The organism is Ruminococcus albus 7 = DSM 20455 (genome assembly GCF_000179635.2).
Classification (GTDB): Bacteria; Bacillota; Clostridia; order Oscillospirales; family Ruminococcaceae; genus Hominimerdicola; species Hominimerdicola alba.
Window position 1 is genome coordinate 3,131,991 of sequence record NC_014833.1, and the last position, 18,909, is coordinate 3,150,899.

At 46.0% G+C, this 18,909-nt stretch carries 18 protein-coding genes; 10 read left to right on the forward strand and 8 right to left on the reverse strand.

Annotated elements, in window-relative coordinates; translation table 11 throughout:
* Positions 1-330: 330 nt before the first annotated feature.
* The 7 genes from RUMAL_RS14145 to RUMAL_RS14170 form a co-directional block, all read right to left on the reverse strand.
* Positions 331-2,694 (reverse strand): glycogen/starch/alpha-glucan phosphorylase, encoded by a 2,364-nt coding sequence (locus RUMAL_RS14145; RefSeq protein ID WP_013499366.1) that lies wholly within the window; start codon positions 2,692-2,694, stop codon positions 331-333.
* Between the two features lie 46 nt (positions 2,695-2,740).
* Entirely contained in the window at positions 2,741-2,887 is a 147-nt protein-coding gene (locus RUMAL_RS21885; RefSeq protein ID WP_154662774.1) for a hypothetical protein, read from the reverse strand.
* Positions 2,880-3,410 (reverse strand): hypothetical protein, encoded by a 531-nt coding sequence (locus RUMAL_RS14150; RefSeq protein WP_013499367.1) that lies wholly within the window; start codon positions 3,408-3,410, stop codon positions 2,880-2,882. Before RUMAL_RS14150 ends, RUMAL_RS21885 begins: the two co-directional genes overlap by 8 nt.
* Before the next feature lie 53 nt (positions 3,411-3,463).
* A complete protein-coding gene (locus tag RUMAL_RS14155; RefSeq protein WP_013499368.1) occupies positions 3,464-4,216 on the reverse strand; it encodes a DUF4241 domain-containing protein in 753 nt (250 codons plus the stop codon).
* A gap of 31 nt (positions 4,217-4,247) precedes the next feature.
* Entirely contained in the window at positions 4,248-4,724 is a 477-nt protein-coding gene (locus RUMAL_RS14160; RefSeq protein WP_013499369.1) for a hypothetical protein, read from the reverse strand.
* On the reverse strand, positions 4,721-5,467 hold the full coding sequence (locus RUMAL_RS14165) for a DUF4241 domain-containing protein (protein ID WP_013499370.1): 747 nt from the start codon (positions 5,465-5,467) through the stop codon (positions 4,721-4,723). The genes RUMAL_RS14160 and RUMAL_RS14165 overlap by 4 nt, the downstream gene beginning before the upstream one ends.
* A 210-nt stretch (positions 5,468-5,677) precedes the next feature.
* Positions 5,678-6,463, reverse strand: a complete 786-nt coding sequence (locus tag RUMAL_RS14170) for an HAD family hydrolase (RefSeq protein WP_013499371.1) — start codon at positions 6,461-6,463, stop codon at positions 5,678-5,680.
* A 463-nt stretch (positions 6,464-6,926) separates the two neighbouring features.
* Between RUMAL_RS14170 and RUMAL_RS14175 the strand changes: the two genes are divergently transcribed.
* Positions 6,927-9,200: an LTA synthase family protein gene (locus RUMAL_RS14175; RefSeq protein WP_013499372.1), complete on the forward strand. Its 2,274-nt coding sequence runs from the start codon at positions 6,927-6,929 to the stop codon at positions 9,198-9,200.
* A gap of 502 nt (positions 9,201-9,702) precedes the next feature.
* Here RUMAL_RS14175 and rpmB read toward each other — a convergent pair.
* Positions 9,703-9,888, reverse strand: a complete 186-nt coding sequence (gene rpmB, locus RUMAL_RS14180) for a 50S ribosomal protein L28 (RefSeq protein ID WP_013499373.1) — start codon at positions 9,886-9,888, stop codon at positions 9,703-9,705.
* A gap of 288 nt (positions 9,889-10,176) precedes the next feature.
* On the opposite strand from rpmB, the gene RUMAL_RS20895 reads away from it, so the two are divergent.
* The 9 genes from RUMAL_RS20895 to RUMAL_RS14225 all read left to right on the forward strand — a co-directional run bounded on the left by RUMAL_RS20895 (position 10,177) and on the right by RUMAL_RS14225 (position 18,444).
* The gene (locus tag RUMAL_RS20895; protein WP_013499374.1) at positions 10,177-10,968 is read left to right on the forward strand and encodes a site-2 protease family protein; all 792 of its coding nucleotides are present in this window, start codon (positions 10,177-10,179) and stop codon (positions 10,966-10,968) included.
* 14 nt (positions 10,969-10,982) lie between these two features.
* Positions 10,983-12,689 carry a segregation and condensation protein A gene (locus RUMAL_RS21415; protein ID WP_013499375.1) on the forward strand — a complete coding sequence of 569 codons (1,707 nt, stop codon included), beginning with the start codon at positions 10,983-10,985 and terminating at the stop codon, positions 12,687-12,689.
* 14 nt (positions 12,690-12,703) lie between these two features.
* Positions 12,704-13,273 (forward strand): SMC-Scp complex subunit ScpB, encoded by a 570-nt coding sequence (gene scpB, locus RUMAL_RS14195; RefSeq protein WP_013499376.1) that lies wholly within the window; start codon positions 12,704-12,706, stop codon positions 13,271-13,273.
* Positions 13,274-13,328: 55 nt separating this feature from the next.
* Entirely contained in the window at positions 13,329-14,303 is a 975-nt protein-coding gene (locus RUMAL_RS14200) for a hypothetical protein (RefSeq protein ID WP_013499377.1), read from the forward strand.
* 16 nt (positions 14,304-14,319) lie between these two features.
* Complete coding sequence (locus RUMAL_RS14205; protein WP_013499378.1) at positions 14,320-14,745, forward strand: GerW family sporulation protein; 426 nt, start codon at positions 14,320-14,322, stop codon at positions 14,743-14,745.
* 89 nt (positions 14,746-14,834) lie between these two features.
* Complete coding sequence (locus tag RUMAL_RS14210) at positions 14,835-15,983, forward strand: D-alanyl-D-alanine carboxypeptidase family protein (RefSeq protein ID WP_013499379.1); 1,149 nt, start codon at positions 14,835-14,837, stop codon at positions 15,981-15,983.
* Between the two features lie 55 nt (positions 15,984-16,038).
* Complete coding sequence (locus RUMAL_RS14215; protein ID WP_013499380.1) at positions 16,039-16,644, forward strand: hypothetical protein; 606 nt, start codon at positions 16,039-16,041, stop codon at positions 16,642-16,644.
* Positions 16,645-16,688: 44 nt separating this feature from the next.
* Entirely contained in the window at positions 16,689-17,423 is a 735-nt protein-coding gene (locus tag RUMAL_RS14220; RefSeq protein WP_013499381.1) for a pseudouridine synthase, read from the forward strand.
* 16 nt (positions 17,424-17,439) lie between these two features.
* Complete coding sequence (locus RUMAL_RS14225; protein ID WP_013499382.1) at positions 17,440-18,444, forward strand: SGNH/GDSL hydrolase family protein; 1,005 nt, start codon at positions 17,440-17,442, stop codon at positions 18,442-18,444.
* Positions 18,445-18,909 lie beyond the last annotated feature (465 nt).

The window sequence follows — 18,909 nt, forward strand, 5'->3', positions numbered from 1 at the left end:
CAATGCCCGCCGCATATCCCCCTTACCCTATGGAGGATAAGCGGCTCTATCCTTCTTTACAATTTTATGTTATCATAATCTTACGAATTATTCAATCGGCATTGTGCATTATAAATTTTTACACTGTTTGTAAATCTTAAATAAAAATGGGCACTTTAATTAACGTATACGTTTACAGTAAACGTTTCCAGTTCCAGGAAATAAACTATTTAATGAAAAGTTTACATGACCGTTTCATACATAAAAAACACACGGTATCCTTTGGCTTGCGGATACCGTGTTGATCGTTATAAAAAGGCAGAATAACCGATATCTCATCGGTTATGAGTGCTATATTTTCCAGATATTTTCGGCGTAGTCCTTGATAGTTCTGTCAGAACTGAATTTTCCTGCGTTGCAGATGTTCAGCCAGCACTTTTTCGCGAAAGCAAGGCTGTCCTTGTAGTCTGCATTAAGACGCAGCTTAGCCTCCACATAGCTTGTAAGATCACCGAGAACATAGTAATGATCGGGAACGTGCCAGCTTGCACCGTCGGTGAGGGCTTTATAAAGCTCAAGGAATGAACCCTCCTGATCCGAGGGTACACCGCCGTCGGAGAATGTGCCGTCTATCAGCTTGTCGAGAACCCGCTTGATCTTTTCATCTTTGAAGAGTATCTCGCGTGGGTCATACTCGGGCATTATCTTAGCAAGTTCTTCCACCCTCGCGCCGAAGATATACTCGTTCTCCTCCCCTGCTTCTTCGGCTATCTCAACATTAGCGCCGTCATAAGTGCCAAGAGTTACCGCACCGTTCAGCATCAGCTTCATGTTGCCCGTGCCGCTTGCTTCCGTGCCTGCTGTTGATATCTGCTCGGATACATCAGCCGCACATACCAGTTTTTCAGCGTATGATACATTGTAGTTCTGTACGAATACAACTTTCAGCTTGTCGGCTGTCTCGGGGTCAGCATTGACAAAATCTCCTATCTCGTTGATAAGCTTGATTATCGCCTTAGCCCTGCGGTAGCCGGGTGCAGACTTAGCACCGAAGATGAATACAGTAGGTGTGAAATCCTTTATACTTCCGTCCTTTATGCCGAAGTAGATATAAAGTATGCTGAGGGCGTTGAGAAACTGTCTTTTGTACTCATGCAGACGCTTTATCTGAATATCGAATATCCAGTCAGGGTCGATATCCTTGTCATCATGGGTTTTTACAAATTCTGCCAGCTGATGCTTTTTAGCTTCCTTGATAGCCATGAACTCTTTCAGCACATTTTCGTCATCAGCGTACTTTTCCAGCTTTTTCAGTTCGTCAAGGTCTTTCACCCAGTCCGCATTACCGAGGAGCTTGGTTATCAGCGATGAAAGTTCGGGGTTGCACAGTGCCAGCCAGCGGCGCTGTGTTATGCCGTTGGTCTTGTTCTGGAAACGCTCGGGATATATCTCGTACCACTCTTTGAGAGCGTCATTTTTCAGTATCTCGGTGTGTATAGCCGCAACTCCGTTGACGTAGGAACTTACAAATATCGCCATGAACGCCATTTTCACCTTGCCGTCCCCGATAGGTGCCATATCGCGTATCTGTGCCTTGTCCATGCCGCGTGCATACATATCGGCATAGAATTTCTCGTTTATCTGGAGTATAACCGCATAAACATCGGGCAGAACTTTTTCAACCACCTTGCTGTCCCACTTTTCAAGTGCTTCTGCCATTATGGTATGGTTTGTATAGTTGAACACCTTGTGTGCGATACCGAAAGCCGCATCAAAGGTATAGCCCTCTGCTATAAGCTGACGTATAAGTTCGGGAATAGCTATAACGGGGTGAGTATCGTTCAGCTGTATGGTCACGTAGTCTGCTAAGTTATCCAGTGTGCCGAAACGCGCCTTGTGCTTGCGCAGTGCATCGGTCACGGAAGCCGCCGAGAAGAAATACTCCTGTTTCAGGCGAAGCACCTTGCCCTTGTCGGTATTGTCATTGGGGTAAAGCACCTTGGAGATATTCTCAGCATCGTTCTGGGATTTTACCGCGCCGTCGTAATCGCCGCTGTCAAATGCCGCAAAATCGAAATCCTCAGCACTCTCAGCCTGCCAAAGGCGCAGATTGCCGATATTCTTGGTACCGTAGCCGATTATGGGCATATCATAAGGAACAGCCAGAACTTTCTGGTCGCCGTAGGTTATCTCAACTGCGTCCTCCTCGCGCCTTACTGACCAGGGGTCGCCGTACTTTGTCCAGTTGTCGGCTTCCTCATGCTGAAAGCCGTCCACGATGGACTGCTTGAAAAGTCCGTATTTGTAGCGTATACCGTAGCCGTCCAGCGGTATATCATGAGCCGCCGCAGAATCCAGAAAACAAGCCGCAAGTCTGCCGAGACCGCCGTTGCCAAGTGCCGCGTCCTCGATATCTTCAAGCTCGGCAAGGCTTCTGCCGTGAGCTTTCAGCGCTTCATCAACTACCTCTGTCAGCCCCAGACACAGCAGATTGTTGTACACAGCCCTGCCCATCAGGAATTCCATAGACAGATACATAGCTCTCCTGCCCGACATATGCTGTTCGGTGCTCTGCTTCCACTGCTCGGAGATATTCTCCATAACAACACGGGATATGCTGTCATGAAGTTGCCATACCGCGGCATTCTCCGCCGTTACGCCGAAACTGCGGGAAAGTTCGCTTTCAAGAGCGCCCCTGAATTCATTTGTGTTCATTTCTATCTACCCCTTTCGGAAATATTTTCATACATATTATATCCATTCAGTCGGTGCATACACCGACGATATTTTCAAACGGTTCTTTTGGTATACCAGGACGTGCAGTCGCATCATCTATCATGCAAACGCAGTCGAAAGATGCCGCCTGCTTCACGAGGATATGAAAAAAGCTCTGCTCATATTTATTCACTCAGAAAATCGTAATACTCGCTGTTTCCGAGACCTATGGTCGCCCAGTGAGAAGCTCTTCTCTTTTCAAATTCAAGAACTTCATCATCTATCTCTTCGCCGTCCTCTTCGTACTCCGCTATCATCTCATCTATACTCTCTGGGGTGGCATCTCGTGTAATGCCTATGCCTATATCGGGGAAGGCGTAGCTGTAGCCGTCTTCCTCGTCGATGATATCCCCGCCGTTCTTTTCTGTGAGTATATCCAGAACCTCGTCCGCATCTGTTTCAAATACGTTAGTGCCGTATATCACGGGTCTCAGTTCACCCTCAAAGCCCAGAAACTCTATAAATTCCAGCACACCGTCCTTGTCAATATCGAACCTCAGCTCGCTTTCAAAGTAAAAAAGACGTGTGATATCGTCCTCGGTGTATTCATCCTCGGGCTGCCCGAGGACAGCTTTGATTTCCTCCGCCGATGACCCTAAGCATATCCTTTTGCCGTCAAATTCTATGCCTGTTGTGGGTAATATTGTAATTTTCATATCCGGATCTCCTTGTTTTTGGGGTAAGTTTCTGAAATATGTGTATCGCTGTTTTATCTGTCACCGCGGCGCAGTTTTTTAAAGAAACTGCCTGTCCTGCCGCGGGGTTCTTTATTGCCCTGAAGTTCTTTAAGGTCGAAGTCGAATATCATGCAGCAGATATTATCCTCCTTGTCAAAGCCCCAGTATATCGGGTGATGTCCGCCGCCCTCGCCGTTGAAGAATATAGGGAAATGTGCGTCATCGGCTTCAAGATAGAAATCCATAAGTCCGCTGCAAAGGGGTGCTTCGGTGCAGGTGCTTTTCTCTAAAAGGCGCTTCTTGCCTTCTTTTTCGTAGTAATCATTACCGCCGTAGTTTTTTCTGAGATATTCCAGCAGATCGGGCATAAGTCCCTGATCGGCTACGATTATCGGAGAAGCCGTACAGGATTCATAGAATAATATGCGTCCTGCTTCAAGATCGCTTATGCAGTCAAGTTCCTCAGCAGTTCCGATGAGTGCAAGTTCATAGCGAACGGCCGGTGCATCGGAAAATACTATCCTCACCGCCGCGTTTCTGCCTGTGGAAGACCTTGCAAGCTCCACAGTATGTGTACCTGCGGGGGCTCTGTAATAATACTCTATATATCTGCTTTCGTCCGCGATGCTTTCAAGGGGACAAGCAACCATCCGCCCGGAGGTCAGTGTGATACTGCCTGCTTTTTCGGCACCAAGGTTCTGAAAAAGCGCTTCGTAATCTTTAACAGCCGCTATCTTTTTGCGGTGTCTTTTCACCAGTTTCATGTATCTCTCTTCGTCAACCATGATTATCCTCCTATACGCTGTGGGTAGTATATCATGAAATATATACAGAATAATATCCGTCTTTTTCCTCAGCAGCACCGGAAGTGCTGTTGTGTTCCCTGAAAGGCAGTTCGCCTGTTGTCACAGATGACTCGGCTGAATAGCTTACGCCGTTTTCAGATATCGTGAAGTCGATATCCGCATCCACCAGTTCATGCCAGTCCCACTTCTTTATGCGAACCTCCAGCGGCTTGCCGGCACCGTCTATCCGCAGAGAATATGTACCGTATTCGTCGGCTTTTACCGATACTTCGGCGGTATCGCTATCTGTCTTTACAGTAAAATCATCTTCGCCCGGTACCCTGTTATCTAAGGTGAACTCAAGCGCCTCGGCTTGTGTTCCCTCAACGCGGATATTCAGCTTTATCCTGTCGCCTCGGTGAAAGCGGGGCATGATCAGTGCCGCAGTTACAGCAAGCGCAAGTATTATCACAACAGTGACCGTCAGTGCTATCTTCTTTGTTTTCATTTTTCGCCTCCGTAAGCCAGTTCTATATCTATGAACTGCACGACTATCTCGCAGACCTCTCCGTCAGCATCAAAGCCCCAGTAAGTCGGGTATCTGCCGTCACCGAAGCCCGAATTGCATATTGGTATGTGAAGCTTTGTATCGGGTATCACAAGATCCAGCCTGTCACCGTTTTTACGCTGATATTTCGGATCGTTCTCATAGCTTGCCTTAAACAGTTCTTCCATAAAATCGTAATAGGCATTGAAACCGTCACCGTGTACAGCCGCAAGCTTGCGCAGATGTTCTACATAAGCCCTTTCAGCTGCCCTGTCGCAGATACAGCCAAGTCCTGCATCCACGGGAAAGCCCCAGTAATCGCCCTCTTCAAATCCGTCCAGTTCGGAAGTATCCTCCGTCCCTGTCAGCGCCAGAGAATACCTGACTGCCCTTTTCTCGCTGAATCTCACCCGCATAGCGGCATTCCTTGCACAGTCTCCGTTCATTTCGGGGATAATGCAAAGTTCCGCAGGATATTCCCCGACAGGCACGCGGATATAAAAACTTTCACTGCCGTCATAAAGGTACGCAAGAGGGTCAGCCGCTATTATCTCCCCCGTAGGCACGCTTAACGTACCAAAGGGATAGCGGACGATACTCACACCCGATATCACGTCGTTTTCAAAGTATTCGTTAAAGTCCACAGGACTTTCCAGTACTTTTCGGTACTTTTCAACATCTGAGAACCATTTTTCACTCGGCATATCGTATCCTCCACGGTGCTCATTTCACATAACATAAAATTGTAAAAAAAGTATAGCTATATTATAATATATAAATCACGTTTTGTCAATATATTACAACATCGCTCAGTGTCAAGCTGTGCAAAACGTCAGTATTTTCATGCCTGTAAATAAAAAACTCCGCGGCAGAAAACTGCACACGGAGCGTATGTATCAAATATGTACGGGATCTCAGAAACAAAGCTTGATTATCTCTTTCATCACGCTGTTGTCATTGTTTGAGCCCGTAGAGAAATTCGCAGCCTTTTTGACCAGGGCATGAGAATTCTCCATAGAGAAGCTGTAATAGGAATTTTCCAGCATCTCGATATCATTGAGATAATCCCCGAAAGACATGGTCTCACCGTAATCAACACCCAGCCTGTCCTGCATCTTGTGGAGTGCGGAACCCTTGGTTATGCCGCGGTTCATTATATCCACCCAACGATCTCCCGAAAGCTGAACGTTGAAATAATCACCATAGCGGACACGCAGCTTGGGATAAGCTGTACTCTCGATACTTCCCTTTCTCTCAAAAACAGCCACCTTGAATATCTCATCGCTGAAGGATGAAAGATCATCCAGATACTGTTCGTTAAGGTAATACTTCCTGATCTCCTCCAGTTCCTCAGCAGAACTGCCGTTGTGCCACGTACCGTGTTTACCGCAAAGGAGTATCAGCAGCCCCTGTTCTTCACAGTAGCGGATGATATTGTGCACCGCATCATCGGGCAGCACCGACATTGATACTACCTCACCCTTATCATATACGTAAGCGCCGTTATCACATATAAAAATAAGATCGTCCAAATAACTTTTGAACTGCTGCTTCAGCGTGCAGAAACTGCGTCCGCTGGATACTGCGAACCTGATGTTCCTGCGGTTCAAATCCTGTAATACAGCATCAAAATTTTCAGGCAGGCGCTTGCTGTCATCAAGCATTGTGCCGTCAAGATCGGTGGCTATCAGCTTTATCATCAATTACCTCATTTCTGCCCTTAGCAAGGGCGTTTTCCGCCGTTCACAAACAAGCATATTATAAGATATTTCAACAAAGAAATCAACTGTTTTTTATGCAATATGGAAAAGTTTGTAGATATCTATATATTTACCCCGATGAGATTAAGATAGTTGAATATTTTGCATAAATCCATCACATCAGCATACAATTTACAGATCACTCCGCACTTCATTACCCGCAGCTCCAAATTTTCCCTGATGTGACAAACAACTGAAAAATTTCTCCGGGACATTGACAAGCGCATAAAATGTGCTACAATGTTAACTGAGATAATATAAAAACCATGTGGTTTTACGAACATTGGCAATTGTTTAAAACGCCGAAAATGACCAAGCGTTCTTGACAATTATCACAAATAGGATTAAAATAGTATTCGTATTACGGAACATTATAGAGAATAAGTAGACCAAGGGGAATCGGATGATGAAATTTATAAAGAAAATAGGCAGCAAGCTTGGCAGGTTCTGCAAGGATAATCCGCTGCTGCTCTCATTTGTTGCTATCTCAGTGCTGAACGCTTTTTTACTGAGGATATTCACGGTCAAATTTGCCTATAATCAGATCAAACCGCTGCTGGCAGATATTGCTGCGATGCTGCTGATGGGCTCTTTTTCCTTCTTTTTCAAAACACTCAAAGGACGTTTCAGATACCTGATGACAATGAATGTAATAAACGTTATATTCGTTGCGGGCAATTCGATATACTACTCGAACTTCAAGTCATTCCTTTCGTTCTCGCTGCTTTCCACAGGTTCGCAGCTCCCGGGCGTTATGGATGCTGTCTTCAAGAACATAATGGAGGCTAAGGATCTCCTGTACCTGTGGGCGATACCCGCACTGGCAGTGGTATACCACTTCAACAAGAAGAAGACACGTAAATACGAGGGTGAAACGAAGCAGAAGCAAAAGCGCGGAAAGAACTTCGGATTCACGGTCGCCTGCGGACTGGTCATCCTCGGTATATTTGCCGCTACCCTCACAGGTACGGATTATTCAAGACTTCGCAAGCAGTGGAACAGAGAATACGTACTTGGCACCTTCGGTATGTACGTATATCAGACCAGTGATGCTGTATCCAGTGCATATTCCAAAATAAACATGGTATTCGGATATGCAGAAAAGAAAGAGGCTTTTGACGAATTCTACGAAGAAAAAGACGACAAGACCGAAGTAAATGCATCAGTCGCAAAAAACGATTATACCGATATATTCAAAGGCAAGAATGTTATAGTCATACACGGTGAAAGTATGCAGCAGTTCTGCATGGACACCTATATAAACGGCGAGGAGCTTACACCAAACCTCAACAAGCTTGCCAGAGAGGGTCTGTATTTCAGCAACTTCTATGCACAGGAAAGTGTAGGAACAAGTTCTGACTCAGAATTCACCTTTGCATCGTCACTGATGCCCGCATCCAGCGGTACAGTGGCTATAAACTACTGGGACAGAAATTATGCCACCACACAGAAGATGCTGAAAAACAAGGGCTATTACACATTCAGTATGCACGGCAACAACGGCTCTTACTGGAACAGACTCAATCTCCACAGTTCTCTCGGCTATGATAAATTCTATAACTATACCGATGATTTTGTCATTGACGAAACTATCGGTCTCGGACTTTCGGATAAAAGCTTCTTCAGGCAGGCAGTACCGAAAGTCAAGCAGATAGACGTTGAGCATGACAACTGGTACGGCTGTTTCCTTATGCTGACTAACCATACTCCGTTTACGGATATAGAACGTGTTAGTGATTATGACATATCATTCAGGTATAAAAAGTACAACGAAGAAACAGGTCTTTACGAAGATATCTCAGCACCATTCATTGAAGGCACAAAGCTGGGTTCTTACTTCAAATCGGTACACTATGCCGATGAAGCGCTGGGACAGTTCCTTTCCGACCTTGATAAAGAAGGTCTGCTGGAAAACTCCATAGTTGTACTGTACGGCGACCACGATGCAAAGATAAAGGCTGCTGAATATGAGTACTATCTCAACTATGATCCCTTTACCGATACTGTCCTTACCGAGGAAGACGAGGGCTATATCCCCGTTGATGATTTCTACTACAACATCAACCGCAACACACCTTTCATAATATGGTCAAAGGGCGGTGAATGCGAGCCAAGAGAGATCAGGCAGGTAATGGGTATGTACGATATCCAGCCCACACTCGGCAATATGCTGGGCTTTGAGAACAAGTATGCTCTTGGGCACGATATATTCTCAATACCCGAAGACAAGGAAAATGTGGTAATATTCCCAAACGGCAATTTCATCACCGATACCATCTACTATGACAGCCAGAAGGGCACCTATTTCGATCTGGATGGTTACAAGAACGTTATGACTTCCGTTTCCTGCAATCAGGTATTCAAAGATACGCCCAACCCGATATACAGTGAGGATAAGCATGGCAGTTTCAAATCTGCAGCAGATCAGGATTACTGTGCTGAAAGCTGCGAGATGCGAATAAATGACGGTGCTGTGGATGACGAATATATACAGTCCTATGCAAGCTATGCCGAGGAGATAATAGATATATCCAACGCTATAATCTTCTACGATATGATAACCAAGACCGAGGAAGGCTTTGAGCAAAATATGGATGCTCAGTTCGATGATGACAGCCGAGCTGAACTGTTCAATCCTCCCGAGCCGGGAAAACGCCGCACAGGCATACCTATGTAGGAATTCACAATTCACAATTGTTGACAGGAAGATAACGCAGAAGTACTAAGGATAATAATGCCAAGGGAGAGAGCTTGAGGGGAGCCTCTCGGTCAAGGCGCAAATCCATAAAGCAAAGCGAACTATAAGAGAACAGCAATACTTCCTACCCTGTCAAAAAAAGCGTGGCAATAAAGATATTACGAGCGTGGACAAAATCAACCGTCCACGCTCTTTCTTTGTCTTTGTGCGTCAAATTATTGCTCGCGCATCGTCCCGAGGAACGAGGTGCGAACACCGGCAAACTTTTGCCAATAACTTTCTCCAAAAGTCCTGTTTATACCAGCACGTTCACAGAAAATACAACCGACATCAAAGATATACGAAAGGATGCGACTGTATACCATAACGTACTTGTGGCATCCAGTCGATATGATATCGCTATGCAAAAGTATAAAAAAATACGCCTGCGTACAAAACGCAAGCGTACTGTTCACTGTTTGTTTGCAAGCCGAAACTGCAATTATGCTCTTTCAACCTTGCCCGAGCGCAGACATCTGGAGCAAACATAAACGTGTGTGGGAGTGCCGTTAACAACAGCCTTAACTCTCTTTACGTTGGGCTTCCAGGTTCTGTTGGTTCTTCTGTGAGAGTGAGATACCTTAATACCGAAAGTAACACCCTTTCCGCAAACTTCACATTTTGCCATATCGGTGCGCACCTCCTTTACACGAAATTTAAGCTGACCGATCTAAGCCGACAGCTTAAATCCAATCACATGATACTAGAGTATTATAACACATATCACACAAAATTGCAAGCCCTTTTCAAAAAAAATTTAAAAAACTGCCGATTTGATGAAAAATGACAAAAACAGTCCCTTTGCACTTGAAATATTCTTGTAGATGTAGTATAATATATAATGTATTTGTGTATCAACAGACAAATTCTGCCAATGCTGAATACGGCAGAAATAACAATGAAATGAGGAAAGAAAATGACCATAGACTATCTATTGAGATACGGCTCACGTATTCTGATACTTATGATGTGTATACCCGTACATGAATTTGCCCACGCATGGGCTGCTACAAAACTCGGGGATGATACACCTGCCTATCAGAAAAGGCTCACACTGAACCCCATAGCCCACCTTGACCCCATAGGCTCCATAGGTATACTGCTCTGCGGTTTCGGCTGGGGCAAGCCCGTACAGGTGAATCCCGCAAGATTCAACAGGAAGATATCCATGAGGGCAGGCATGGCGATAACGGCTGCGGCAGGTCCTTTATCAAACCTTATCATGGCGCTGTTAGGAACGATAGCTTACAAATTCCTGCTTGGGTCGATAGTTTACAATAGCAACACCATTAGAGTTGACAATCTGATTTTCAACGCTAAAGAATTGTTATATAAGTTTTTTGTTCAAAACACCGGGTATGTAGATTATTATGCAAAGCTCCTAGCCGAAGCCAACAACAATTTGGCGCTGTACTGGCTTTTAGTGATATGCGAGGCTTTTGTATTTATAAACATCGGTCTTGCAGTGTTCAACCTTATACCCGTTGCACCTCTGGACGGTCAGAAGATATTCTCATACTTCCTGCCGGACAGGATAAACGCAAAGATAGCCAACTATCAGTTCTATATATCCCTGATAGTTATCGGTCTTCTGACATTCAGCGACCTGCTGAACGGTCCTGTATTGTGGATGGAATCAGGTATATTCTGGGTGCTGAACAAGATAACATTCTTCATCGATCCGCTGGTGACGATGATATTCAAGTAAGGCGGGGATAGGCGATGTCAACAGCCAGATTCAAACTGGATATGTTTGAGGGTCCTCTAGACTTGCTGCTCCACCTTATCACCAAGCACAAGCTGAACATCTACGATATCGAGATAGCGGTGCTGCTGGAACAGTATCTGGAGTACATGGCAGGTCTTGAAGAAGAGGACTACGAGGACGCAGCTGATTTTCTGGAAATGGCTGCAAGGCTCATATATATAAAGACAGCTTCGCTTCTGCCCAAGGATGACGAGGGCGAGGAGCTGAAAAAGGAATTGCAGGGCAGCCTGATAGAGTACTCACTCTGCAAGATGGCTGCTGCACGCCTGAAAGAGCAGTACGCAGGCGGAGATATATTTGTGCGTGAGCCTGTGAAACTGCCTGTTAAAAAGGTCTTTACAGGAGAAAAAGATCCGCAGGAACTGCTGGCGGCTTATCTCGGCATGAGTGAGAAAGCACGCCACAGCAAGCCGCTGAAAGCGGAGATGTTCAAGCCTATACTCTCACGCAGGATAGTATCTGTGACTTCAAAGATAATCCATGTGCTGAAAATGCTGATAACAAGGGGCGAATGCTTCCTGGACAGTATGTACGACGGCTGTGCGGACAAAAGCGAGAGAGTAGCAGTATTTCTGGCTGTACTTGAGCTTACAAGGTCGGGCAGGATATTCCTGAACGACGACAACACCCGTGTGTACATGAATTCAGCTTCAAAGAAGCGAAAGATATCTTCTGCCTTTGATGAAGCCGAGATAGCTGCCGAAGAAACGGCACACGGATCAATTGATACCGATATCAGCGAAGAAGAAGGAAGTACTGTGGATACAGAAGCACCTGAAAGTACACTTTCTGACGATATTGCGGAAAGCAGCCGTCTTGCTGATATTCGTTCCTATGACCGCGGTTTCTCGGGACAGAACAGTACAACGGTACCTTACGATATGTACGAACCGCCTGCAAGGACAGTATATAAAAGCGAAAGCAGACAGCGCAGCGCTCTGCCTGTGCTGAAAATAGAGCTTTCTCCCGAGCTTCAAAAAATAGTTGAACAGGGCAGAAAGGATATGCCGCCAGATATGGCGGACGAAAATGCGGAGATCACTACTGAAACATCACCGATCGTAAGTTTGGCAAAACCTGTCAGCGAGGAAACACCTGTCACGACAGCGGCGGGATCACTGCAGGAGAACACCGAAAATGCGGAGATCACCGTTGAAACGGCACCGACCGTAAGTTTGGCAAAACCCGTCAGCGAGGAAACTCCTGTCACGACAGCGGCGGGATCACTGCAGGAGAGCACCGAAAATGCGGAGATCACTGCTGAAACAGCACCGATCGTTAATTTGGCAAAACCTGTCAGGGAGGAAACTCCTGTCACGACAGCGGCGGAATCACCGCAGAAGAGCACCGAAAATGCGGAGATCACCGTTGAAACGGCACCGATCGTAAGTTTGGCAAAACCTGTCAGGGAGGAAACTCCTGTCACGACAGCAACGGGATCACTGCAGGAGAACACCGAAAATGCGGAAATCACCGCTGAAACATCACCGATCGTAAGTTTGGCAAAACCTGTCAGCGAGGAAACTCCTGTCACTGAGGAAGCTCAGGACAATGCAGAAAACACCGTACATAACGAGAGCACTCACATGAGGACTGATCTTTTCGGTTTCAGATACTACTGGGGCGCATACGGCTGGCTGAACGGTCGGCTGAGAAAATAATAAGGAAAATAAATATGGAGATACAAGAACTGGCAAATACATTGGAAGCTGTTCTTTTCGCCTCGGGTGAGGCTGTGGAGAGCAGACGGCTCTGTGAGGCGCTTGGTACTGATATCAGTGCGCTGGAAGAAGCTGCGGCGGTTTTAGAAAACAGGTACTCCGAGGGAAGCGGTATAAACCTTCTGCGGCTGGACAGTGCTTATCAGCTTGCTACCAAGGAGCAGTATTCACCGCATATCAAGGCGGTGCTGGAGATAAAGCGTTCATCAGCCCTCTCCCCTGCTGCTATGGAAGCACTGACCATAATAGCGTACAATCAGCCTGTAACAAAGGCTTTCGTTGAAAGTGTCCGCGGAGTGGACTCATCGGGTGTGGTGAATTCACTGGTAGAAAAAGGACTGCTTTGCGAAGCAGGAAGGCTTGACCTTCCGGGACGTCCCATAGCCTACGCGACTACAGAGAATTTTCTCAGAGCATTCAGGTTATCAAGCCTGAAAGACCTGCCGCCTCTGCCCGAACAGAGCAGTCAGGTAACGATAGACGAAGTTATTGAAGCGGCACAGGCAGCCGAAAACGAGGAATGATCCCCGGAGAATAAACAAAAACAAGGCGGTGATAACAACGATAGTATTAAAAATATTGCTTATAATAATAGCGGTCATTGTTATCCTGCTGCATTTTTCGGTGACGGTATACCTACGCGGCGGAACCAGAAGTAAATTCGAGATCAAAGTGAAGTATCTGGGCATAACACTTTATCCTCGGAAAAAGAAGCCGAAAAAGGACAAGAAAAAGCGCCGGAAAAAAGCCCGTAAGGAAGACAAGAAAAAGGATGATATCCTTGATGAAGCACTTGAAGAAAGTGCTGAGGAAGCCCCTGTTTTTGAAGATGCCGATATCGTGACCGAGGAGGAGTCTGAAGATATCTCCCCTGTCGAAAGCATAGCTGAGGACAAGCCGGCGGAAACTTTGTCGGAAGAATCTGCCGAAGATACATCGGCAAAAGAAGAAACCGCTGTGGAAGAATTATCCGAAGATAAGCCCGAAGATACTTCTGATGACGAAAAAAAGAAAAAGCGTCGCAAGAAAAAGAAGCCCCAAAAAGAGGAAAAGCCCCGTGAAGATAAGGATGAGTCTGCAGACGGCGAAAAAACAAGCAAGCTTGAGGGGCTGAAAAAGAAATGGGAATTCATAAAGCCATATATCCCGCCTGCGTGGAAGTACAGCAGGAAATTCTTGAAAGCCATACGTTTCGAGGATGTTAGTATATCCATAGAGACCGGCAAGGAGGATGCTGCGGAGAGCGCAACGTTCTACGGAAAATTACAGGCGGCACTTTTCAACACCCTGAATCTGCTGGCGATGATATTCACAGTGAGGGTAAAAGAAGCAAACGTAAAATGCTTGTTCAATGTTAAGAAGCTTGATGCTGAGGGTGCAGTTACTATAAGAGTAAGACCCTCCACCATGATAGCGATAGCATTCTGTCTGCTGTTCTGTGCGGCTAAGATATTCATACCGTACAAGCTGAAACAGCGCAGAGCGCGTAAAAAAGCAAAGAAAGAAGCTAAGAAAAGAGCGGCAGTTTCTGCCGTGACAGAAGAAACTGCATAAAGAAAGGTTGTTTAATATGAACGAGAGCACTAAGATAGAAGCACTGGTAAATACTGCCATGTCCAAGGTAAAGGAACTGGCTGACGGCGAAGCAATCGTCGGAAAGCCCATAGTTACAGGTGACGGTACTACTATAATACCTGTATCCAAGGTAAGCGTAGGCTTTGCATCGGGCGGTTCGGATCTGCCTACAAAATCCACAAAGGATACCTTCGGCGGCGGTTCGGGCGGCGGAGTTACCATAACTCCCGTGGCTTTCATCGCAATATACAAAGGTGAGGTCAAGCTTTTGCAGATAACCTCCAATTCGCCTCAGGGCAACGCTATCGTTGATATGGTACCCACTGTAATAGACAAAATAACCTCTTTCATTGACGGCAAAAAGGGCGGAAAGAAGGCTGCTGACGAGATAGCTGACGATTACGCTGATTTTGAGGAATGATATTATAATAAACGACAAATTTTTCCGATAATTTTTCGTTATGCCGCGGATATACTACTTCCGAGAGATAAATTCGGGAGAGTGATGATATGAGGCATGACAGGCTGAGATTCTGTGCAGGTGCGGCGGTACTTGTATTGCTTATGATATTCACGCTGAATACCATAAATGCGAAGGCAGAAAGCAAACTGCAGATATCTGCGAAAGCTGCGATCGTATACAACGGCAGTACGGGGGAAGTTCTTTTTGAAAAGAACGCAGACGAACCTCTGCCAATGGCATCCACCACCAAGATAATGTCGGCGCTGATAGTGCTTGAACAGGAAGATCTTGATGAGAGATTCACGGTGGACAGCGAAGCTGTAAATACCGAAGGAAGTTCCATGGGGCTGCGTGAGGGCGATGAAGTATCCCTGCGCGACCTTGCCTGCGGTATGCTGCTGCCCAGCGGCAACGATGCAGCCAATGCGGCGGCTGTCCGTGTAGCAGGAAGTATTGAAAATTTTGTTGGGATGATGAACGAAAGGGCTGAAAAGCTGGGTCTTGAAAGCACCCATTTTGTCACGCCCTCAGGTCTGGACGACTACACCGACGACCACTATTCCACCGCCAGAGATATGGCGGTATTAGCCGCGGAGGCTATGGAGAATCAGGATTTTCGCGATATCTGCGGACTTCAGCGGGTGAAGCTTGAATTCGGATGTCCGCCTTATGAAAGATGGCTGATAAACACCAACAAGCTGCTGAAAAACCATGGCATCACGGGGATAAAAACAGGCTTCACCGACAAAGCACGGAGATGTCTGGTATCATCGTGTATGCGTGAGGGCTGTGAACTTATCTGCGTTACCCTTAATGATCCCGATGACTGGAAAGACCATATGGCACTTTTCGACTATGGGTTCTCTCATGTGGAACAGGTGAAGCTAAGCCCGAAGCAGCATGATATCCGCCTTATGACCGCCGACGGCAGGCAGGTGCTTTGCAAAGTTCCCGATATGGTGATAACCATGACCCGTGATGGTGCATCGCGTTCCGAAAGTAGGGTATATCTGCCTGATTTCATCTATGCCCCCGTAAATAATGGCGATAAGGTCGGGGAGATAGTATATTATCTTGACGGCAGAGAGTTAGGTAGGCGGGAAATCACAGCGGCTGAAAATATCAGTGCGCCCAAGACGAGTAATGGCGTCTTTATTGTAATTTTAAGAAATATCAGACAGTTTACAGGGCTGTAAAAAGTACGGAAGATAACTAAAACCGATGAATGACCGAGTTTTTATGGAGAAAAATATGGAAAACATCACAGCAGAACAACTGAAACTCAGACTTCGTTCGCTGACTATACTGGATATGGCACTTACCTCCGATGAATGGCTGAGGCTGATGTCCGCTGGACGTGAGGGCGACCTTATCTGGCATATATTCGATAACGGCGGCGGAGACCGTATGTGGATATATATAAAAGGCAGCAGCATCGTTATAAAGGGCTTCGACCACGAAAGCGAACTTAATCAGCTTGCCGCGGCTATACCTAACTTCGGTTTCTTTGAGAAAACTTTCAGGGGTATGCCCAGTGTACTGATAAGGCTTTTTGAACAGGACGAACTTGATGAGACCACTTTCTGCCTGTGGACGACAGATGGCGGTGAAACATGGGTGGAAAATCCTGCTGAAAACACCGACGGCGGAAAAGACTGGCTGATGGGTTATCTCACGGACGATGCGGAAGAATTCTGTCAGTGGGCAAAGGACTACTACGGCAAAGACCTGCCCTTTGAGATAACGAAAAAGCTCGTGAGTGACGGCAAACTCTCAAACGATGAGCTGAAAGCACTAGGAGCTTCGGATGAAGCTTTGCAGGAGATAGAAGAATACGAGAAGATATGGGCTCTGTAAGAGCGTGATATTTTTTCAGATAATAGTTTTTAAGGAGTAAAAATATGGAGAAGGTAAGAATACAGAAAATAATATCCGAAAGCGGATTCTGTTCACGCAGAAAAGCAGAAGAGTTCATAGCGGCTGGCAAGGTAACTGTCAACGGCAGACCATGTACGCTGGGCGACAAGGCGCTCCCCGGCAAAGACCTGATAGTTGTGGACGGCATAAAGATAGATCAGCCCAGAAAGCGTACTCTATACTACATAATGCTTCACAAGCCCCGCGGCTACGTTACAACAATGAATGACGAACTTGACAGAAAGTGCGTTACCGATCTGCTGACAGGTCTGCCGGAAAGAGTATATCCCGTGGGAAGACTTGATAAGAATTCCGAAGGTCTGCTGCTGCTGACAAATGACGGTGCTTTCGCAAACGATATAATGCACCCCTCAAAGCACGTAAACAAGACCTACCGCGTCACAGTGCGCCCCGATATCAATGATGAACAGCTGGTAAAACTGGCTTCGGGCGTTGAGATAGACGGCAGGATGACCTCGGAATGTTCAGTAACGGTGCTTGATAAACAGCCCGGCAGAGTCGTGCTGCAAATGACGATCCACGAGGGCAGGAACAGACAGATAAGAAAAATGTGCGAAGCTGTGGGACTTGAAGTCGCAAGGCTGAAACGTACCGCTATAGGTCCGTTAAGACTTGGTATGCTGAAGCCCGGCGAGTACCGCGAACTGAAGCCCGATGAACTTCGTGCAATAAGAACGGCGATAACAAAAGGCAAATAAAAGGAGGTGCATCCCTATGATAAAAAGGCTGACAGCTTTTGCAGCAGCCTGTGCTGCAGCCTTCAGCTTATGCTCATGCAGCCTGAAGACACATGATATGGTCGAAGAAGCTAAAAGCGTACCTGTACCGCCAAAGCTGGTATTTCTTGGTGATTCCATAGCTGCGGGCTACGGTCTGGAGGGCTACGATAAATCAGACCTTTACAAATGTGATTCATACGCTAATATCCTCAGCAAGGAGTATGCGGCTTTAATGGCAGATGAAGACTGCGGATACATAATGAAGAATGATGCAGTATCGGGTGATACCTCCCAGGATCTCATTGATCTGCTGGACAGCGGCGCTGTAGATGACGATCTGCGCGGCAGTAATGCTGTTGTAGTATCCATAGGCGGAAATGATGTTCTCCATATAATATTCTCAGCGGCAGAAACTCTCGGCTGGGATGAGACCACAGGAGATTTTGATTTTGACAGAGTCAATATCAAGGATGCTATATCAAAGCTGACTTCCATGAGTGAAGAGATAGACGATGCGCTGAAAGGCTTTGAAAGCAATCTTCCGATAATCGAAGAAAAGCTTCGTGCGCGTACTGACGGTGAGATATACATACAGACACTGTACAACCCCGTGGAGTACTTCAAAGACTGGAAAATGCTTGTAGAGTATGCTGAAGGAAAGATAGATAACTTCAACAAGATAGTTAAGGACGGTGCTGAAAAGGACGGTGTACATCACTACAATGTCATCGACGTAGGCAACCAGTTCGAGGGCAGGAATTCTCAGCTGACTAACATAGCAGACTACGATATCCACCCGAATGCAGAGGGACACAAGGTCATCGCAGACACCGTGGATAAGGAACTGCGCAAGGGAAAATACTCCTATATGGTCACAGTACCGGGTAATGAACACTGGACTTCGGAAGCAAAGACGGGATTTATCATACTGACAGCAATCGTAGTATTAGCTGCAGGCGGGATCATTATCGTGCTATTGAAGAAGAAAAACCACGGCTGATGCCGCGGTAAACATCATAGGATATACTGTTACGGCGGGCGGTCACAGCAACAAGTGACCTGCCCGCTGTTTTTGTATGCAAATCTCCCCAAGAGATGAATTTTATAAAATGCACACAAATCCGTATTAAATCCTATGAAATATAAACAAAGCTACAAAAATATCCAGGTCATAAAAAATTCATTGAAATCCGCGATATATAGTAGTATAATGTATAAGCTGTGCCGTTTTCGGCAAAAAATATTATGGTTATCCCTTTAACACATCATTACAAAGTGCTATATAACAATGAATCATCATGTTGATATTATCCTTTCTCCGCCTGCGGCGGGGAAAGGATAACCGCCGAGCATTTCTAGTTGTGATATTACACCAAATTAATTGGTGTGTAAACGGGATAATCAGAAAAAATATTATGGAGATGAAATAATTTGGAGCAGGTCAGAAAAAAGCCTACCGAAAGCA